Source organism: Paenibacillus sp. fava2 (assembly GCF_058313675.1).
Map to the genome: position 1 here is coordinate 4,655,027 of NZ_CM177755.1, position 18,035 is coordinate 4,673,061.

Here is an 18,035-nt window from a genome sequence, read left to right on the forward strand (position 1 = left end):
TATCAGAGAAGCCTCTTGGTTAGCACTGCTTCATTGTCTCTCAAATAACCGTAATTTTCATAGGTTTGCAGAGCCGAATGATTATTAGTGCCTGTCAGAATCTTCACGCTACCCACGCTGCGGCGGCTTAACTCTTGTTCAAGCAGATTTAGCAATGCCGTCGCAGCCCCTTTTCTTCTGTAAGCTTGCTCAATGTACATTTCTGTAATCTCACCGCAAGCCTCGCTGTAGCAAAAGGAGTGATAGCTCCGGGCGCAGCCGAATCCGATCACCCGGTCCTCCATCAGGGCCACAGCTACAAGTTCACCGTCTCTCAGTAAGCTCTCCGATATTTCCACAGCCTGCCGCAGCTCACCTCCGTTAAATTCATAGTTCAGCCTGGCTAATGCAGAGGCATCGTTTACTGTAGCCAATCGCACTTTTGTTGACACCTAGTCCACCTGCCCTTCCGTTCAAAATTACTCCCCATAAATAAGCTTCCGCAGCTCCTCATGATTTTTAGAAGGAATCGAGTAGCCTTGTCCGCTATCGTTAGAGTCCACCAGCAGACCCCGTGTCCCCTCCTTTTTGGAATCAGAGATGTTGAGGCTGTAGACTTTTTCTCCGCCGTTTTTATAAGCTGCATACATTCTGAACGTCACACCATAATCCAGTTCTCCTTTTATCCTTTTAGCCTTATTGATAGCCGTTACGAACAGCTTGATTTCTTGCGGCTCATTAAAGGTCTTTTCTGCAAAAAGTCCGGCGGGTACCTGCCCGTCATGACATAAATCCGCACACTCCAGACGGATGCTGGCAACCTCGCTTACTTTCAGCTTACTGTAGCTCATAATTCCAATGGCTAGCAGACAGATTACCAGCAGCGGAATCCACTTTTTCATATCAGCCCCTCCTTCTCTCAGCTCAAAACAATCAACACTTTCCATATATTTCTATGTAAACATAAAGAAAGCCTGCAAACCCAATCCCCGTGTCAGAGATTAAGTCTACAGGCTCTATCTATTCGATCATACGCAGAGTAAACTGATTATTTAACTTCAGTAGTTCCAGTCACTTTGCCTTCCATCACTGCAGTTGCTTGTACATCAGCACTTGCGAAGTACAGGTTACCGTCGATGGTAGCATCTTTATACAGGTTAAAGCCGTTCGCTTCTACGTATACGTCCCCTTTGATTGTACCGCCTTGTACTCTGAAGTTTTCGCTTTGTACCGTTACTTTAGGTGCAGTCAGTGTATAAGTAGCAGTTACCTTATGATCAGCATCCTGTGCATACAGGGCGAGCTTGCGGTAAATTGCATTTTCGGCAGCGCCTTTATCATGGAATTCTCCGGCTACAACAACATCCTGATCTACAGTCAGATCATTCAGGATCGCAACGATCCAGTTACCTTCTGCACTTACTGCCTTCAGGAACGGATCCTGTTCTTTCACTATGGAAGCAGTTGATACAGCATCGGTCTGTGCAGCAGCAGTTGCAGTGGCAGCCGCTTCATTTCCCGCATTATCACTATTCGATCCGCAACCCGACAACAACGCAGCAGCAACCCCGGCAACCAATAAGCTTTTTACAAATTTCATCTCAAATCCCCCAAATCATTTTTGTTTAATTTCTTTTTGATAACCATATTATATATTAAAATTTGATAATTATTACGTGAACTTTTTCACAAATTTGTGTCTATTACTCTTTATTTTTCATAAAAAGAGATACCAGACGTTAATAGGCCTTTCTACGGTCATTATGGTTTCCCGATTGCCTTTATTCATCAGAAATACTCCTCTCATTTCATTTTTTGCAATAAGGCTGGTACACTGTTAACAGATATGTCCAAACATAATAATGGATTACGCCATCCGGCAGCATAAGAAAGGAACTCAAGAAATGGATACATCCAAACTTTCCGCAGTGCTCGCACCTTATCAGTTGCGCAGCTGTCTAATTAGCTCCGAAGGCCGTCTGGTCTTTGAACATTATAGAGAAACCGGCACAGCCGGTGAACTCGCCAAAATCAACTCCTGTACCAAAAGCGTCCTGTCCGCTCTCGTCTGCATCGCAATGCAAAAGGGACTGCTGCCGCGGCCGGAAACCCTCCTGGCGGAATTTTATCCCCGGCTCCGGCAGGACCGTGATCCGCGCAAGGCGGCAATAACACTGGAGCATCTGCTAACCATGTCAGCGGGGTTTAACTGGACGGAGTTTGGCGGCCAGAATTCCTTTCCCCGCATGACGCGCTCAGAGAACTGGATAGATTTTGTGCTGGAGCAGCCGCTGTCCCATAATCCCGGTGAGCATATGGAATACAATTCCGGTGTTTCCCAGCTCCTGGCGGCTTTGTTGGCGGAAGGCACGGGGATGCCGGTTGCCCGGTTTGCCGAGTCCGTGCTGTTCAGTCCGCTGGGCATAGAACAATATGAATGGGAGCAGGACCCGCAGGGTATTCATACCGGCGGCTTCGGGCTGCGCCTGCGCCCGGTTCACCTGCTGAGGTTCGGCCAGCTCTATCTGCAGCGCGGGCATTGGGACCAACGTCAGCTGATTGCTGCAGAGCTGGTTGACCGTTCTGTGCAAACTGCCCTCCTGGCAGAAGCTCCCCGCCGCGGCGGTTACGCCTGGCACTGGTGGACGGACAGCTATCCTCATTCCGGTGAATCTGCTGCGGAAACAGAGCTTCATTATTATTACGCCCGGGGTTACGGCGGGCAGTTTATTTATGTTCTGCCGAAGCTGGAAACCGTCGTTGTCCTGACTCAGGATAATCGCGGCAAGCAGAAACGCTCCGCAGATGTATTCCGTGAATCCGTCTTGCCAATACTAACTGCAACTTAGCCGCTTTTATTAACATAAACGCATAAATCCCCGACTACCTTATCAACCTAGGTAACGGGGATTTATGTGTTCAATCCATTATTCAATTCAATCATTTCCTCCAGCCACAATCCATATCCCTGACATGGTTATTGTTCATTCAATTTCGGTATTTCCCGTTCGCTCCAGATAAGGAGTATTGCCCCATGTCCTGCATATGGGATGAGTTCCCCACGTACACGATTACACGAAAAACGTTTTCACGGACGTTTTCCCTACTGTGTCAACCGTAATTGTACGCTTCGCTAACCTGCTTCAACGGAATCACGCTCCTTCGACTGCAAGATGTGTCTTGCCTGAAAAGCTTGTCCCTGGTTCATGGTTTCTTTGGGAATCTCTCCTTCCTTCAGTACTCACCATTAGTAAGCCATAATGATACCCGCTTAGCGGTTACCTGTGCAGTTACTTGTTGGTGATGTCACTATAGTAGCGCATATCCGATTAATTTTAAACTTCCAAAATTTTTCGTATTTTGTCGTATTCCCGGAAAATTCCCAATCCGGGATATTGGCCCCCCCCGAGCCTGACAATTGCTGCTTATTTTGCAGTTTTACGTGGATTTTACACTTTCACAATTGTAAAATCACTGTAATCCCGGGGCAGGTCCTAATGAATTAGCAGGATGGAGCAATCCTGCAAAAGGTTACAGGTTACGGACACCTTTTGCGAGATTAAGCACTAAGCCGGTTTCCGGATGCTGTCCCCAGCTTTTTGCGTCGGCGCAGATTGTAGACGAGGTAAATGCCGTACAACAAATACAAAACATTCAGAACAATAACCACTGTCAGCTCTTTATCGGGATTCTCGATAGTCATGAAGGCAAGGGCATCGTATACAAAATGAAACAGAATCAGCGGGATAATATTCCCCGTAGTCTCTATCAGCAGAGCGAGGATTAACCCGATCAGAAAGGCATTGATAACCTGCAGCACAATATGTATGGGATCAGTTCCGTTTAGCGCATTAGCCATGTGCAGGATGCCAAAGAATACTGAAGAAAAAACGATATAAAATACAGGCCCCTTAAGCTTCAGCTTATCTCTGATGATCCCCCTGAAGATAGTCTCCTCAGTAAAACCGACAATCAGGGTGAACACCAGAAACAGCAGGACTTCAGCTAGCGTAAGCTGAACATTAAGCCCGCCCATAACCGGTTGAACCAGAGCAATGACCACCAGCGGTATGTAATACAGAGAGTCCCGCAGCTCTTCTGCACGAAAGGGTCTGAATCCAAATTGCCCCCACCTGCGGCCGCCCCTCGTCATATAACCGGCAACAATAACTGCCATTACCAGAAAAGCTGCTCCCTGGGCCGCTATTACCCCGTTGTCGTTTAATTCCATAATGGTTGCAGCAGCGGAGGCGGCTGAAATCAGAAAGGTCAGCAGAATGCCTAGCATGAGCGAAAATAGAATCGGGTGAGCCTTTTTAGAAGTCCTTGTCATCGTATGTCTCCTTTAATCCATGTAATAGATGCCCGAACCGGGCAACTTAATGAATTGTACTACACCTCCGTTACAAATACGTATTTTTTTTACAATGCATTCTGATCAGTCTTTGATTTCCTCTAACAGGGATTTCAAAGGACCCTCCTCCCACACCTGCACCTCAATATACCGCTCCGGACCGCCAGTGCCGTCTTTATTCCAGATCTGCGGCAGTCCATACTTTTCAATAAGCTGCAATATTTCATAATATGTATACACTTGACCCCGATATTCCCGTCCGTCCTGCACCCTGGGACTAAAAGTTGGAAATAAATCGCCGTAAGAGAATGACAGTGTATCGGTGTCAAAGCTGGAAAGGGGCAGCTGAACCGCTTCTCCCTCAGCGTACCATGATTTCAGCCAGTCACATTCACCGACAACCATATAGTGAGGGGCTGTTCGGACCGGTCTCCCGCCTTTTGCAGTAAACAGCTCCCTGGCGAGCCGCTCCAGCTCTCTTCTTCGCTGAAGGTATCCTTCAGGTCTGCGCGAAGCCATGACTCCTTTATCCCGCCGGATCGCTCCCAGCACTTCTTCCGCCTCGGCATCCGGTAAATCCGAGAGATTCCGGAAAGGGCCCAGCGCTTTTTCGTAATAATGGTACAGCATTTCCATAACGTTTCCATTACCTCCCAGCAGCGTTGTTAACTGTCAAAGACTCAGCCTAAGGCTGAGTCTTTGACAGTTCATATTCATAAATCCGGCCGTCCTGAACCGTCTGATTCCTGAACTGCAGCAGATTGCCTGTACGCCGGACAAATTCCAACTGATCCCCGTGAAACGGAACGTCGTTTATTTCAGCATACAGCTGCTGGTCAGCGTCTAGCAGTTCCTTGTAGAGCAGCGTATTGCTCCCGGTTTTGAGGTCAATCAGCATAAGCAGCCCTTTCTGGTTGGGACGGATCAGCAGGAAGTCGTCATCCATAGCCTCGACCAGATACTTATCATCTATCCCGCCAAGCTTGACCAGATCCAGCGTCTCTTTTACCTTTCCGGTCCCGTCCTCTATTACTCTAAGCGTCCTGCCATCCGTCAAAATCAGGTTATCGCCGTACATTTTCACATTATCCCCGTAACGGATCCAATAGCCCACGCTCGCCTGGCGGATCACCATCCCGTCCTTAATGATCAGGGTATACCACTTGTTATTAATGTGCGGTTCTCCGTAAACATCGGTGATTGTCAGGTAGAGTAATCCTCCGTCCGTTTTGCGGAAATCAAAATTAACCATGTCGTACAGCTCGGAGCCAAGATTAGCAATCAGCCGGGGCTGGCCTGACGGACTTTGGGCATACAGCTTTCCCGTCTGCTTATCAACAGTGTAGGAAACTCCTCCGTAAACAGCACTGGCACTTGAAAAGAACTGAAGATTTTTGGCGGTGTATACCCTGCTTTTGGCATTCCAGCTTACCGTCTCTCCGCCCAATGCCTGTACTACGAACCGGGCCGGCAGATACAGCTCGTCCTTATATACAAAAGGCCGGCCGCCCAGGCTGACAGTCTGACCATCCAGCTTGCCCTTTGTACTTGCTGTGGTTACAGTCACCGTCTTCTTCCATCCGCTATACGTGTATACTGTCCCGCTGCGCGTGCTGCTCCTGGAAGCCAGCAGACCAGCCGACTCCAGGATGCTGGCACGGGTATAAACAGTCCCTTCTTTCAGCAGTCCCGGGCTTGTCATCTGGCCTCCGTTTTCCCAGGTCATTGTGATATAAGCGGTTGATGCAGCAGAGGTTACTGGAGGAAAAATAAATAATAACACTAGAACAGGCAATAACAGCCAGCTCTTTTTCATGTAAATCCATCCCTTCATCCTGTTATGATTCCATCTACTCTTTGGACTCCAGAAACAGGAAAAAGTTGCAGACAAATCATGTGTATTCCCAGATTCATTAGACTTAGTCCAATTGAACTAGCTTACCATAACTTCCAGTGGGAAAAGCCTGCACTGCATGGTATAATCGCTAATAGTTTTGCCGCGAAATGAATCCCGTTTTGGTGTAGGGTGCAGGAGGATTTGTTACCATGAACAGTCATATTAAAATTGTGAAAGTCTCGGCAGCGATCGAAAAGGATGAATATGCTGTTAAGGTAAGCCATTGGAAACTATTGTTGGAGACAAGCCGTTACTATGAGATTAGAGGCGAAGAGGGTCCGGTCAAGCGAATTTACAAAGAAAAGCTTAACACTGTTGTCGATGAAACGAAGTCCTATAGCGCCGGCCAGCTGTCCTGCTCAGCCTTTTGCGCAGAAGACCGGATTAATGAGATGCAGATCGAAATGCTCCGCAAGCTGCAGCTCAAAGTCAATCAATACATGAATGAGCTTCATCTGAACATGAAGGCGATCCAGCGGCAGACGATTTGCCCTGAGGATAACAATCAGCCGGAGTAGCCACAACGTGAATTGAAGCACAAAGAGCCGCAGATTACAGACTATAATAATAGCGCTGCAGTCCCGGCTCTTTTGTGTTTGGTCTGTTCTTTACAGCAGTTCCGCGTTCTTCACAGCATGCTCCCAGCTTGGAAAATAGTACAGGGCACTCCGCATTAATTCCGGGTCATGCTGCTTAACCTGCTTCTTGTTGATGCTTCCTCCGCCCGATTGGAGCTGCTTAATCCGGCTGATGACCTCATCTGATCCCATTGTAATATCCAGCTTTGCCACTCCCTTCCTTATGATTACCCCCTATTATCACCAACTGTGCTCTTTTTAAACCTGTATGAATAAAAGAAAAGAGTGTCCCTGAGCCTTAACGGCTGCCGGAGCACTCGCATAAATAAGTCCTTACTTTCGTCTTCTCTGCCAGCCGTAAACCTGCACATGAACGACCGCTTTGGTCACCACATTGGCTATGATATACAGCAGAAGCAGCAAAAGCACCAGCGGCCTGAACACCACCCAGGCCACAATCCAGACCGTAAGAAGCTGCCAGCGCTTCAGCCTGCGGATATACTTGGTCGGCCACAGGAAGAGGCCCAGCAGCTTATTGGTCTGCTGCAGCGACTCCAGAAACTCATCCCGCAGCTGCTTGTCATCCGGATCCAGCCGGACGGCATTTCTCATATAAGTTTCTTTGAGCTTGTAATCCCCGCGGTGTCCGGCAGCCCAGCCCAGGTATAGCAGCACATACTCATTCTCTACCCCGGTCTGGACCGCCTGCCTGTCAAGACTGACCGATTCCGCCATGTTGCCAAGGAGGGCTTCAGTATAGCTCAATGTAGCCAGATAGACTGCATTCTCGGGGCTCAGCTCCAGCGCCTGCAGCAGCTCTTCCTTCGCTTCCTTGTATTTGGCCCGTTTGTTCAGCACATTAGCCTTAAGGAAGTAATAATGCGGCTCATAGGGGTCGATCCGCATCGCTTCCGCTACTGCCTCTATCAGCGCTTTATAGTCCTGTGTATCGTAGTAGACATTAACTCTTACGAACCAGGCCAGCTGCTGCTCGGGATCCCGCTGCAGCGCTTCGCCCGCCCAGTGCATCGCCTTGTTGTAGTCCCCCAGATATAGCTGAATCTGTGCGATAACAGCAAAAATATCCGGGTCCTCAGGATCCTCACGAAGCACCTGCTCCGCTTCAGCCAGCGCCTCCTTGTACCGTTTCATTCCCATAAGCTCATGCACCGCAGCCAAACCGTAGCCGCTGGATTCATACCCCATCATCAGGACCTCCTGCCTCGCCTGTACTATTTGATGCCATGCTTCTTGGCATAGTCGAGAACAACCTGATAATCCCGGTTCACATCGCTGAACGTGGCATAGTTCTTTGCTGTGGCGAACCACTCCAGCGTTGTTGCCTTGCGGGATTTGGCCGCCTGCCGCAGATCACCCGCCGTAATCGGCTGAATCTCCCCGGTTTCAAAGGTGCGCTCCATCGCTGTCTCAACCGCATCGCTCACTACCTGCTCCAGATCAGCGCCTGAGAAAAACTTTGTCTCTCCCGCAAGCCTGGACAGATTGAGCGGTTCAACCGGCTTGCCGGCCAGCTTCAGGCCGAGAATAGTTTCACGCTCCGCTTCCGCCGGCGGCGGAACAAATACGAGGTGGTTGAACCGCCCCGGACGGCGCAGCGCCGAATCCAGATACCACGGTGTATTGGTTGCACCGATCACAAACACCTGGTCATTCTCCGCCTGCAGCCCGTCCAGCTCCAGCAGCAGCTGGTTCACCAGCATCCGGTCATGGTGCTGGCGCATCTGATGACGGCTGCCGCCCATGGCGTCCAGCTCGTCAATGAAGATGACGCAGGGCTTGTTTTCCCGTGCCTTTGCAAAAATGTTGTGCAGATTGTTCTCACTCTGCCCTACATACATAGCAAGAATCGCCTGCAGCTCGATGTGCATGAAATTGGCTTCAATCTCTCCGGCTACAGCCCGGGCCAAAAAGGTCTTCCCGCAGCCCGGAGGACCATAGAGCAGCAGGCTGCCGCCCGCCTCTTTGCCGTAAGCGGCAAACAGCTCCGGCTGCTGCAGCGGCAGGATGAAATTCATCCGGATCTTCTTCTTCACATCCTCCAGCCCGCCAACATCGGCAAAGGTCTCTTTGGGCTTGTCCGATTCTATCAGCGCATCATCCTCTTTACTGAACTGTATGAGCTTCAGATTTTTGCGTCTTTTCTCTGCCAGCTCATCATGTTCATCCGCCATATGCCTCTCACCCCTATCATTATTGAAATTAGTTTACCATATTTCCAGGCAGGATTAGTCATGAGTTTGGAGAATATTAACAGGGAACTATGCAACAGCATCTCCACCCCGGTGGACTCAGGAGGGAATATAATGGCTAACTTGTTTGGCGGTTTAATGGGGAATTATTCAGAGGTGACGATTCCGGAGCTCATGAACCAGTACGGGGCTTATCTGATGCCCCAGGAACAGATCCGCACAGGCTTCAAGCTGGTCCGTGATGCGTTCATCATTACAGATGAGCGGCTGATTATGATTGATCATCAAGGGGTTACCGGCAAGAAAACGCGGGTTGCTTCCATTCACCTCAGCTCTATTTATGAAGTTACCATGGAGACCGGCGGGACAGGCTTTGATGATTGTGAAATTAACCTGCACTATATTACCTCTCCCTACCATAAATCCAACAATCTGCAGACTGCAGCCTATAAATTTGAATTTGCCAAAAAGTTTAACGTGCAGCCGCTCTATACTGCCCTTATCAGCATCGCCCATGAGAATCATAAACGTTTGAACGGTTAATTAAAAGATTAAGAGGAACACAGAAAACCTCTCATTTATACAAATGGCAGTAATACAATTACCATTTGATAAAGAGAGGTTTTTGGGTGCTTTCCATTGAGGTTCCAGAGACCTGATCTGCCGGCAAGAGCCAGTCCTACTGCTTCTCCAGCGCAAACTTCAGCAGCCTGCTGAGCGCTGCAGGCAGGACGCTGACATGATTCTCCCCGGAGAACCTGGCCAGACTGACCTCGAGTCCCTGCCCGGCGAGCGGCTCCAGCAGCACGGGAAGCTTCCCGGCATCCTCAACCATATGGTCAAGCTCATCGGTCCCGATTGTAATCAGCAGCTTCCGCTGCAGGGCAAGCAGAGGATACTCAGCCGTAAAGGCCTCAAGCTCCCGAAACACTTCATAATCCCCCCACCAGGCGGATGGGCTACCGGCCGCATAATGGGTGAACAATTCCGGCCTGGTGAACAGGGCATGCAGGACGAACAAGCCGCCGAAGGAATGGCCAAATACAGCCTGCCGCTGCTGGTCTACCGGGAACAGCCCGGCAATCATCGGCATGATTTCCTCCTGCAGGATATCCAGGAAGCTGCCTGCACCGCCATGCTCAGGCCAGGCGCTGCCGTCCGGCCGCTTGAGCAATGTCTCTTCCTCTACAGGCATCGTGAAATCGTAGCAGCGGCGGGTCATATCAAACGGCTCGCCGGACGGATAGCCGATGGCGACGATCAGCACCGGGTCGAAGCCGTGCGGCTTGCGGGTCTGCAGCCGCGCGGCCTCCGCCAGGGTGTGAAATACAGCGTGCCCGTCCAGCGCGTAAACCACCGGGTAACCGTCCTGCGGAGCTTCACCGGACGGATGTGAAAGCAGCAGTCGGTACTCGGCCTTACGCGGACCGGCGGTAATGACAATCTCCTCACAGCCCTTATGCGGATAGGCTAGTTCCTTGATGCTGCTCATGGCACGATAATCTCCAGCACATCATCTATAACATTACTGTAGGCGACAACTCCCCCGCCCAGCCAGTACCGGTCATCCACATTGTATACATGCCCCTCCTGAACGGCAGGGATGCTTTTCCAGAGGGCACTTTCCGTCAGCTCCTTGTAGAAGGTCTCCCCGCTGTTAGCCGTATCATTGGCCAGGAAGAAGTAGTCGGCATCTATCTGCGGCAGCAGCTCCAGCGACAGCTCCAGGCTGTTCTCGGCTGCGACCAGATTGCTTTTGGCAATGCCCAGCTGATCCGCCAGCACGAACCCGCCGTATACTCCGCCCATCAGGAACATTCCTCGCGAATTGAAGCGGATGATCAGCGCTTTTTTGCCGTCCGTATGCGGAGCAAGTGCTACTTTGGCATCTTCAACCTTCCGGTGATAGGCGGCCAGCCCTTCAGCTGCGGCCTCCTGCTTCCCGATAAGTTCACCCAGCAGCGTTACAGAGCTGTCCAGATCACCTGCCGCCTGTTTGAATACATAGGTCGGGGCGATCTTGGAGTATTGCTCGTATACCCCGTTCTCGGCATAATTGGCGTTGTGCAGTACAATCAGATCCGGCTGCAGATCCATAATGACCTCCGGTGAAGGCAGCCCGCTGTTGAAATCAAGCAGCGGCACGCCGGCTAGCTTGTCCTGCAGATAGGCCTGCCCCTGTCCGTTGTTCGCCCACTGGGCCACAGGCTTGACGCCCAGTACAACAAGGGAATCTTCCAGATACGGGGCAAAAATGCGCTGCGGCGCCGCTTCCAGCGTCAGCTCATGGCCCAGCTCATCTGTAACAGTAAGCGGATAGACCGTTTCAGCTGTCTGTGCTGCAGCTGCAGACGGCTCAGCGGAGGGCTCAGCAGCAGGCTGTGCGCTTGCGGCAGCGGCTGCCGAGGCTGCATTGTCTGCCCCGTGATTTGCTGAATCTGAACTGCAGCCGCTCAGCAGCGCAGCTGCCAGCAGCAGGCTGAGTGAAGCGGGCAGCAATCCCTTTCTTATTTTACCTGCAGATGCGGTTATGTCTTGCATATCTGATCTCCCCCTAATGATAATCGTTCTCATTAATGGAGATTATAAAGGATAGGCCTGCGGGTAACCATGGACTCTGTCCTCCTGCGGATTTGGACAATTTCCGGTAAACATCAGCTGTATCTCCTCCAGCATCCGGTCGATTGCCACCGCCGAGTATTCAAACCAGGGATCAGAGGGCAGTACATATACCCTCCTGTTCAGTACCGCCTGAAGGCTGCACCAGCGCTCATTGTGCTGCAGGGCCAGCCAGCTCATCCTTGTCCGGGAATCCGGGCAGATCAGCAGCAGCAGCCGCTGCGGGTTCAGATCCTGAAGCTCATCAATAGAGACAGGTTCATTATAAAGCTCGCTTGAGTGGTTATAAGCCGGGCAGAATCCAAGCTGCTCATACAGCACGGCCCTTATCCCCCGATTACAATAGGCATACAACTGGTCGCCGCTTAGCCGCAGAACAATCACTTTGTCCCGGCCTACCGCTTTTGAGACCTGCTGTGTAATCTGCTCTGACTTCTGCTCATACAGTTCTATCCACTGCCTGTACTGCTGCTCCCTGTCCAGAAAAACCGCAAGCTCCAGCAGCTGTTCATCCCAGCGGCCCTGCTCTCCGGGAATGAATAGGGTCTGGGCATTACAGAGCAGCGATTCCCGCCAGTCCTCAGCCATCCCGGCATGTCCGATGATAACATCAGGCCTCGACCGGATCAGCTTGTCCACCTCCATCTCCTGGTCAAGAAGGTCGACCCTCAGATGGGTCTCGATAAGGGAATAATATTTGTTGTAATAATAATGGGTCCATTTCGCATCGAGCGGCGCTGCCGCCGGAATGATATCCAGCGCCAGCAGCTGTCCGGTGGCCGCAGCAGAGCAGGCGGCAATCCGCTGCTTCTGACGGCGGACGAAGGCGGACGGCGGTACGCCGATCTCTTTTTTAAACTTCCGGCTGAAATAGAATTCATCACTGTACCCGACCTTTTGGGCAATTTCCCGCAGCAGATAGCCGGACTCCTGCAAATATTGCTTTGCCCTGCTGATCCGCAGATCGGTCAGGTAGTCCATCGCACTTTGCCCGTATGTTTTTTTGAACAGCTCACTGAAATATTTCGGTCTGAAGCCGGCCTTCCCGGCCAGCTGATCAATGGACAAGGGCTCATGAAAGTGACTCGCCATAAAGGCCCGGATACCGGCCATGCCGATCCGTTCACTAGTATCTGTATCGCTTATATCAAGCGGTTGCACCCGCTCCATCGGAATCCCTCCATTCAAAACACAGCTTCATATTAGTGATAATGATAATCATTATCTTGATAGATTTCAATAAAAAAGAGCGCTCCTAGGCGCCCTTTCTCCAATCATGATATGAATATCCGCAATATATTACTGGATCGGTCCGACGTTTCCGGCATCTGTCCAGGCTGTCAGGAGAAACAGCAGCAGCACATATAAACTACGCCTCATAAGCCAAACCGTAATAAGGGAGGGTCAGCACCGGGCGGAAGCCCAGCTTGTGCGCAAGCCGGAATGATCCGTTATTCTCCAGCCGGCAGGCCCAGACCGGCTCCAGACCGTGATCCAGACAATATTCAATCAGCGCCAGGCTGACCGCATAAGCGTATCCTTTGCCCCGGTGGGCCTGCAGCGTCTCAATTCCAATCTCCAGCTGGCCCCCGGCACAGCAGGAGGAGAATGCGGCAGCTGCTACATCTCCTTCCGCTGTAAGACTTACGAAGCCTGCCCCTTCCATCATAAAGTGTTCAGCATCCCGCCAAAAAAAGCGGGGAACCACTCCCTGCCCAAGCTCCATAAAGTGCTCTGAGTTCAGGCTTGCGATGTGAGCTGCCTGCCTGCCGGCAGCGTTTTTTGCAGCGGCGAATGCGGTGTGGTCCAGGATAAAATTGACTCTTGTATTGCACTGGACAGCTCTGGAGCAGTTCTCTGCAGTGAAGCCTTCACCCAGTCCGAGTGTACTATTATGTAAGGCAGCAGCAGCATCGATAATTCCCGTCCACTCACCTGCCGGATCTGCCTGCAGCCATTCTGGCGTACGCCTGATTCCTTTGGGGTTCGTTATGTATTCACTTACCGCGCTAACAAAAGCATCATTACCGGTATCTCCAAACACAAGCGACATCCCGTAGGGATGTGCTATATAATAAGCTCGCGGATCGTCCGGCTCATCCGTATAGACTTTGCCGGTGATCGTGTGCTCCAGAACCGCTCTTGCGAACAAGGTATTGATTTCTACCAAATCCAGCAACGGGAGGACCTGTGCGTACTTGCCGGTTTCCAGTTCAATCATTACTTCACCCCTTCTCCTTGTTTATATTGCTGGTACAGCCAGCGGAAATTCCAGCCGAATACATGGGACATTTCCCATTCCGCAAAAGGCTCAGGTACACCGCCGTCGAGCCAATAAACTTCCGTTTCACCACTTGCTGCCGCCTGCCGGGCATACTCAGGAATGGCTGTCAGGTAACGGATCATCTCCTCAAGACTGCTGCGGTCCGTCACTTCCCCGTGTCCGGGAATCAGCTTGCTGAATTCAAGCTCACGCCCGATCCGCTCAACAATCCCCGGCCAATGCTCCAGACTGCCGCTCAGCATAGCCGGATGTGTCCGGCTAAGGACAAGGTCACCGGCAATTAATACGCCAGCATCCTCTACGTACACCATCGCATCACTTTCTGTATGTCCTCCGCCAAAAGTCAGCACGGTAGCGGTGCGCGCACTGCCATGAATCATCATTTTATCGGAGAAGGTTACTGAAGCCGTCACTCTGCGGATATCCGGAACAGCTCTCAGTAAAGCTTTTTTATCCGCGATTTCATTGTCAAAGGCCGTTTGAAGCCGGTTGTCCTGCGCGGCCTGTCTGCCTTTTTCCAAGGTAGTAATTACCTGCTGTAATCCGTCTTGCCAAGCTTCCGTAGGCGGCGTACCCTCTTTGGTTAACAATTCTCGTGTTACAGCCGTAGATATAATCTGACTGTCCGCAAAAGCCTGATTCCCGTAATGATGATCTCCGTGATAGTGGGTGTTCACCACGTATTTAACCTGCTTCCCTGTCAGTTTCTCGGCCGTTTCTTTCAAAAGCTCGGCAGCCTGCGGAAGACTGAACGTATCCACAACAACCGTACTGTCTCCCAAATCAATAATCGCCGCATTTCCCAATGCTCCGCTGCCCGGAACAACAATTGCCGCCCAGACTCCGTCTGCCACTGTATGTAAATTAAAAAATGGATTCATGCTCAGCTCCCCTTAGCCTATCCCGTGTATTTTTACCCTTCTATATATTCGGCTGCAAGGTAATATTTTCCTTTAACAAAAATCAGTTGACTTCTTTCTTATTATAAGTTAGCTTTCTCACATAATAGTTTAGACTGAAAGGAACGTACTCATGATCATTCCAACGCCGGAAGTCAATTTTACAGCCTCCCCCTTCTATAATCCTAATCTGAAAAATGTCGTTATTCTCGCCACCGGAGGAACGATTGCCGGCAGCGGCGAAGCCCATAAAACCTTAAATTACGAGCCCGGTGCCCTGCCGATCCAGGATCTGCTGGATAGCGTACCCCATCTGGAGCGTGTAGCCAACTGTGTCGGTATTCAGGTAAGTAACCTGGGCAGCGCCGACATCACCAGCCAGCATTGGCTGACGCTTGCCTCCATTATTAACACGCTGGCGCAGCGGGAGGATATTCACGGCTTTGTCATCACCCATGGAACGGATACGCTCGACGAAACCTCCTACTTTCTGAATCTCGTCATCAAAACCGATAAGCCGGTCATTATTACCGGTTCCATGCGTCCTGCTACGGCTATTAGTCCGGATGGTCCGCTGAATCTGTTCCAGTCGGTTGCTCTCGCTGCCAATCCGGAGGCCACCGGTCAGGGTGTCATGGTCGTGTTCGCAGAAGGCATCTATAGCGGCAGAGATGTGCAGAAGGTCAATACGTTCAAGGCCAACGCTTTTGATGAGCGGGACTTCGGCTGTCTGGGCTATATGCGTGACAGTGAAGCTTTTTTCTATACCCGTTCCCTGAAAAAGCATACGACCGCCGCCCAGTTCGATGTGTCCCCGCTGAGCGGGCTGCCTGAGGTGTCCGTCGCCTATTTCCATGTCGATGCCGATCCCGGCATACTTGACTACCTGTCTACCATCTCCAAAGGAATTGTCATCGCCGGAGCAGGCGGCGGCATCTACAGCAAGCCCTGGATAGATAAAGTGGGTGAGCTGAAGGATAACAACATTCCGGTAGTCCGTTGCTCACGAATTTCCAGCGGCATCACCCTGAAAGACACCTATATCGATCTTTCCGCGAACTCCATTCCCTGCAACAGCCTGGTTCCGCAAAAAGCGCGCATCCTGCTCTCGCTCGCTCTGACCCAGACGACACAGTACGATGAAATCGCCGCGATGTTTAATGTGTATTAAAAATAAAGCCGCCCGTGGAAATTGAACGGGCGGCTTTATTCTTTGTGGTGCTCGCTGCGCTAAACGCTGGCTGAAATCAAGGGCATTTTTGCCCTTCATTTCGCTCATTGGGCCGCTTGGCCCGAAATCAAGGGCATTTTTGCCCTTCATTTCGCTCGTTGGGCCGCTTGGGCTGAAATCAAGGGCATTTTTGCCCTTCATTTCGCTCGTTAGGCCGCTTGGGCTGAAATCAAGGGCATTTTTGCCCTTCATTTCGCCCGTTGGGCCGCCTGGGCTGAAATCAAGGGCATTTCTGCCCTTCATTTCACCCGTTGGGCCGCTTGGGCTGAAATCAATAGCATTTTTGCCCTTCATTTCGCTCGTTGGGCCGCTTGGGCTGAAATCAAGGGCATTTTTGCCCTTCATTTCGCCCGTTGTGCCGCTTGGGCTGAAATCAAGGGCATTTTTGCCCTTCATTTCGCCCGTTGGGCCAATTCGGCCGCCTGGCTCCCGCCCAGCCACCGCTCACCCCCCGTCACCGCTGTTCCGCCCGGGCTCCTCCCCGGCCTCCATCTGTGCCCGGGCAGCTGGCACAAGCAGCTGCGGCTTTTGCACTCTGCCGTGTCCGCCGGCTCTGCGGCGCAGCCTGCCTGCCGCATATACCGCAGCGAAGAACACGACCAGCGTGAACCCGGCTGCCAGGCCGCCGCCTTGACCGGGGATGAGAGGCATGCTTGCCAGAATGGCAAGCAAACCTGCGATTGCAAGCCATGACGTATACGGATAGCCGCGCAAGCCGTGCCGCGCGGTAAGCGGACTGCCATGGCGCTTGCGCAGCCGGTAATGGCTGGCCATAATGATCAGATAAGAGAACAGCAGCGAAAAGCCCCCGGAGCTGACCAGAAACAGGTAGACGCCCTGCGGCAGCAGCATCCCCAGCCCAAGACCGGCGAGCATCGCACCGCCGGAGATCAGGATACCGCGGTAAGGGATATCCGTCCGGTCCCGCATCCAGGCGGGAGTATGTCCCTCCTCTGCCAGTGACCTCAGCATCCGGCCCAGGCCAAAGACCGAAGCCAGCATGGTAGACAGGATAGCGGATACCAGGACAACATTCATAACATTGCCTGCCCAGCCAAGACCGAAGCGGCTCAGCGCTGTCACGAACGGGCTGACCTGCTCGGAGACAACGGCTGCAGGCAGCAGCAGGAACAGGGCTACTATGGCTGAGATGTACAAGCCGACCAGCAACACAAGGGTATAGCGGATCGCCTTGGGAATCGTCACGCCCGGATTGCCTGCTTCCGAAGCTGCAAGCCCGAGTACTTCAAATCCGGCATAGGTGAACATAACCATCAGCATGCTCCCGGCGATCCCGGCAAGGCCTCCCGGCATCCAGACCTGACCCTGCAGAACCTGCACACCAGCGTTCTGCTGTCCCCCTGACCATAGCCCTGCTGCAATGCTGACAGCAATCAGGATAAAACCGGCAATGGCCAGCAGCTTAAAGGCTGCAAGCCCGCTCTCCAGCTTGCTTAGCCGCGCTGCCCCCAGCAGATTCAACAGGGTAACAGCAATAATAATTGCAGCACCAAGCAGCCCCAGAGGAAGCAGCGGGAACCAGCCGCGCAGCAGAATAGACGCCGCTGTTGCTTCACTGGACATCGCCAGCACGAGGCCTGTCCAGTATACCCAGCCTACGGTAAACCCGGCCCCCTTGCCAAATGCCTGTTCAGTGTAGGTTCGGAACGAGCCGGCTGCTGGACTCGCTACCGTCATTTCCGACAAAGCCGAGAGAATGAAGTAAACCAGAATCCCGCCAATGACATAGGCCAGTATGACAGACGGCCCTGCTGCACGAATGGCCACCGATGTGCCGAGGAAAAAGGAACCCCCAACCACCGTCCCGAGTGCAAGCATCGTCAGATGCCATACCGATAACCCCTTTTCCCCTTGTTTCATAATGCAAGCCTCCCGGTCTTTTAGGGAAAGTATTTGCAAAGAACGGGAATTTTACACACAGGGCCGCTAGCGCAGCAAACCCTCCGGCATATCAGATCCGGAG

19 protein-coding genes are annotated in these 18,035 nt (G+C 51.8%); 4 read left to right on the top strand and 15 right to left on the bottom strand.

Going from position 1 to position 18,035, the window contains the following annotated elements:
* Positions 1-2: 2 nt before the first annotated feature.
* The 3 genes from AC4G46_RS20425 to AC4G46_RS20435 form a co-directional block, all read right to left on the bottom strand.
* Complete coding sequence (locus tag AC4G46_RS20425) at positions 3-431, bottom strand: GNAT family N-acetyltransferase (protein ID WP_491124325.1); 429 nt, start codon at positions 429-431, stop codon at positions 3-5.
* 27 nt (positions 432-458) lie between these two features.
* Positions 459-881 (bottom strand): YhfM domain-containing protein, encoded by a 423-nt coding sequence (locus AC4G46_RS20430; RefSeq protein WP_491124326.1) that lies wholly within the window; start codon positions 879-881, stop codon positions 459-461.
* 146 nt (positions 882-1,027) lie between these two features.
* Entirely contained in the window at positions 1,028-1,579 is a 552-nt protein-coding gene (locus AC4G46_RS20435; protein WP_068729850.1) for a polymer-forming cytoskeletal protein, read from the bottom strand.
* 304 nt (positions 1,580-1,883) lie between these two features.
* On the opposite strand from AC4G46_RS20435, the gene AC4G46_RS20440 reads away from it, so the two are divergent.
* Complete coding sequence (locus tag AC4G46_RS20440) at positions 1,884-2,828, top strand: serine hydrolase domain-containing protein (protein WP_491124327.1); 945 nt, start codon at positions 1,884-1,886, stop codon at positions 2,826-2,828.
* A 710-nt stretch (positions 2,829-3,538) separates the two neighbouring features.
* On the opposite strand, the gene AC4G46_RS20445 is transcribed toward AC4G46_RS20440, so the two are convergent.
* From AC4G46_RS20445 to AC4G46_RS20455, 3 genes are all read right to left on the bottom strand, one after another.
* Positions 3,539-4,312: a CPBP family intramembrane glutamic endopeptidase gene (locus AC4G46_RS20445; RefSeq protein WP_491124328.1), complete on the bottom strand. Its 774-nt coding sequence runs from the start codon at positions 4,310-4,312 to the stop codon at positions 3,539-3,541.
* A 105-nt stretch (positions 4,313-4,417) separates the two neighbouring features.
* Positions 4,418-4,969, bottom strand: a complete 552-nt coding sequence (locus tag AC4G46_RS20450) for a hypothetical protein (RefSeq protein WP_491124329.1) — start codon at positions 4,967-4,969, stop codon at positions 4,418-4,420.
* Between the two features lie 49 nt (positions 4,970-5,018).
* Entirely contained in the window at positions 5,019-6,149 is a 1,131-nt protein-coding gene (locus tag AC4G46_RS20455) for a stalk domain-containing protein (RefSeq protein WP_491124330.1), read from the bottom strand.
* Between the two features lie 230 nt (positions 6,150-6,379).
* On the opposite strand from AC4G46_RS20455, the gene AC4G46_RS20460 reads away from it, so the two are divergent.
* Positions 6,380-6,748: a hypothetical protein gene (locus AC4G46_RS20460; protein WP_491124331.1), complete on the top strand. Its 369-nt coding sequence runs from the start codon at positions 6,380-6,382 to the stop codon at positions 6,746-6,748.
* 90 nt (positions 6,749-6,838) lie between these two features.
* Here AC4G46_RS20460 and AC4G46_RS20465 read toward each other — a convergent pair whose 3' ends face one another.
* From AC4G46_RS20465 to AC4G46_RS20475, 3 genes are all read right to left on the bottom strand, one after another.
* A complete protein-coding gene (locus AC4G46_RS20465) occupies positions 6,839-7,000 on the bottom strand; it encodes a hypothetical protein (protein ID WP_277506433.1) in 162 nt (53 codons plus the stop codon).
* A 141-nt stretch (positions 7,001-7,141) separates the two neighbouring features.
* Positions 7,142-8,017, bottom strand: a complete 876-nt coding sequence (locus AC4G46_RS20470; RefSeq protein WP_491124332.1) for a tetratricopeptide repeat protein — start codon at positions 8,015-8,017, stop codon at positions 7,142-7,144.
* A gap of 23 nt (positions 8,018-8,040) precedes the next feature.
* On the bottom strand, positions 8,041-9,000 hold the full coding sequence (locus tag AC4G46_RS20475) for an ATP-binding protein (RefSeq protein WP_068729865.1): 960 nt from the start codon (positions 8,998-9,000) through the stop codon (positions 8,041-8,043).
* Positions 9,001-9,132: 132 nt separating this feature from the next.
* Here AC4G46_RS20475 and AC4G46_RS20480 point away from each other — a divergent pair, with 132 nt between their 5' ends.
* Positions 9,133-9,561, top strand: a complete 429-nt coding sequence (locus AC4G46_RS20480) for a PH domain-containing protein (RefSeq protein ID WP_491124333.1) — start codon at positions 9,133-9,135, stop codon at positions 9,559-9,561.
* Between the two features lie 136 nt (positions 9,562-9,697).
* On the opposite strand, the gene AC4G46_RS20485 is transcribed toward AC4G46_RS20480, so the two are convergent.
* From AC4G46_RS20485 to AC4G46_RS20505, 5 genes are all read right to left on the bottom strand, one after another.
* Entirely contained in the window at positions 9,698-10,510 is an 813-nt protein-coding gene (locus tag AC4G46_RS20485; protein ID WP_491124334.1) for an alpha/beta hydrolase, read from the bottom strand.
* Positions 10,507-11,559 carry an ABC transporter substrate-binding protein gene (locus tag AC4G46_RS20490; RefSeq protein WP_491124335.1) on the bottom strand — a complete coding sequence of 351 codons (1,053 nt, stop codon included), beginning with the start codon at positions 11,557-11,559 and terminating at the stop codon, positions 10,507-10,509. The genes AC4G46_RS20485 and AC4G46_RS20490 overlap by 4 nt, the downstream gene beginning before the upstream one ends.
* 42 nt (positions 11,560-11,601) lie before the next feature.
* The gene (locus tag AC4G46_RS20495) at positions 11,602-12,807 is read right to left on the bottom strand and encodes a helix-turn-helix domain-containing protein (RefSeq protein ID WP_491124336.1); all 1,206 of its coding nucleotides are present in this window, start codon (positions 12,805-12,807) and stop codon (positions 11,602-11,604) included.
* 199 nt (positions 12,808-13,006) lie between these two features.
* Complete coding sequence (locus AC4G46_RS20500; protein ID WP_491124337.1) at positions 13,007-13,858, bottom strand: GNAT family N-acetyltransferase; 852 nt, start codon at positions 13,856-13,858, stop codon at positions 13,007-13,009.
* Positions 13,858-14,802 carry an MBL fold metallo-hydrolase gene (locus AC4G46_RS20505; RefSeq protein WP_491124338.1) on the bottom strand — a complete coding sequence of 315 codons (945 nt, stop codon included), beginning with the start codon at positions 14,800-14,802 and terminating at the stop codon, positions 13,858-13,860. Before AC4G46_RS20505 ends, AC4G46_RS20500 begins: the two co-directional genes overlap by 1 nt.
* A 151-nt stretch (positions 14,803-14,953) precedes the next feature.
* On the opposite strand from AC4G46_RS20505, the gene AC4G46_RS20510 reads away from it, so the two are divergent.
* On the top strand, positions 14,954-15,991 hold the full coding sequence (locus AC4G46_RS20510) for an asparaginase (RefSeq protein ID WP_491124339.1): 1,038 nt from the start codon (positions 14,954-14,956) through the stop codon (positions 15,989-15,991).
* Between the two features lie 504 nt (positions 15,992-16,495).
* Here the strand turns inward: AC4G46_RS20510 and AC4G46_RS20515 are convergent.
* A complete protein-coding gene (locus AC4G46_RS20515) occupies positions 16,496-17,932 on the bottom strand; it encodes an amino acid permease (protein WP_491124340.1) in 1,437 nt (478 codons plus the stop codon).
* Positions 17,933-18,035: the final 103 nt, after the last annotated feature.

Coding starts and splice junctions, on each gene's coding strand:
- AC4G46_RS20430 (WP_491124326.1), bottom strand. CDS start 881: ATGAAAAAGTGGATTCCGCTGCTGGTAATCTGTCTGCTAGCCATTGGA.
- AC4G46_RS20435 (WP_068729850.1), bottom strand. CDS start 1,579: ATGAAATTTGTAAAAAGCTTATTGGTTGCCGGGGTTGCTGCTGCGTTG.
- AC4G46_RS20440 (WP_491124327.1), top strand. CDS start 1,884: ATGGATACATCCAAACTTTCCGCAGTGCTCGCACCTTATCAGTTGCGC.
- AC4G46_RS20445 (WP_491124328.1), bottom strand. CDS start 4,312: ATGACAAGGACTTCTAAAAAGGCTCACCCGATTCTATTTTCGCTCATG.
- AC4G46_RS20450 (WP_491124329.1), bottom strand. CDS start 4,969: ATGGAAATGCTGTACCATTATTACGAAAAAGCGCTGGGCCCTTTCCGG.
- AC4G46_RS20455 (WP_491124330.1), bottom strand. CDS start 6,149: ATGAAAAAGAGCTGGCTGTTATTGCCTGTTCTAGTGTTATTATTTATT.
- AC4G46_RS20460 (WP_491124331.1), top strand. CDS start 6,380: ATGAACAGTCATATTAAAATTGTGAAAGTCTCGGCAGCGATCGAAAAG.
- AC4G46_RS20465 (WP_277506433.1), bottom strand. CDS start 7,000: ATGGGATCAGATGAGGTCATCAGCCGGATTAAGCAGCTCCAATCGGGC.
- AC4G46_RS20470 (WP_491124332.1), bottom strand. CDS start 8,017: ATGATGGGGTATGAATCCAGCGGCTACGGTTTGGCTGCGGTGCATGAG.
- AC4G46_RS20475 (WP_068729865.1), bottom strand. CDS start 9,000: ATGGCGGATGAACATGATGAGCTGGCAGAGAAAAGACGCAAAAATCTG.
- AC4G46_RS20480 (WP_491124333.1), top strand. CDS start 9,133: ATGGCTAACTTGTTTGGCGGTTTAATGGGGAATTATTCAGAGGTGACG.
- AC4G46_RS20485 (WP_491124334.1), bottom strand. CDS start 10,510: ATGAGCAGCATCAAGGAACTAGCCTATCCGCATAAGGGCTGTGAGGAG.
- AC4G46_RS20490 (WP_491124335.1), bottom strand. CDS start 11,559: ATGCAAGACATAACCGCATCTGCAGGTAAAATAAGAAAGGGATTGCTG.
- AC4G46_RS20495 (WP_491124336.1), bottom strand. CDS start 12,807: ATGGAGCGGGTGCAACCGCTTGATATAAGCGATACAGATACTAGTGAA.
- AC4G46_RS20500 (WP_491124337.1), bottom strand. CDS start 13,858: ATGATTGAACTGGAAACCGGCAAGTACGCACAGGTCCTCCCGTTGCTG.
- AC4G46_RS20505 (WP_491124338.1), bottom strand. CDS start 14,802: ATGAATCCATTTTTTAATTTACATACAGTGGCAGACGGAGTCTGGGCG.
- AC4G46_RS20510 (WP_491124339.1), top strand. CDS start 14,954: ATGATCATTCCAACGCCGGAAGTCAATTTTACAGCCTCCCCCTTCTAT.
- AC4G46_RS20515 (WP_491124340.1), bottom strand. CDS start 17,932: ATGAAACAAGGGGAAAAGGGGTTATCGGTATGGCATCTGACGATGCTT.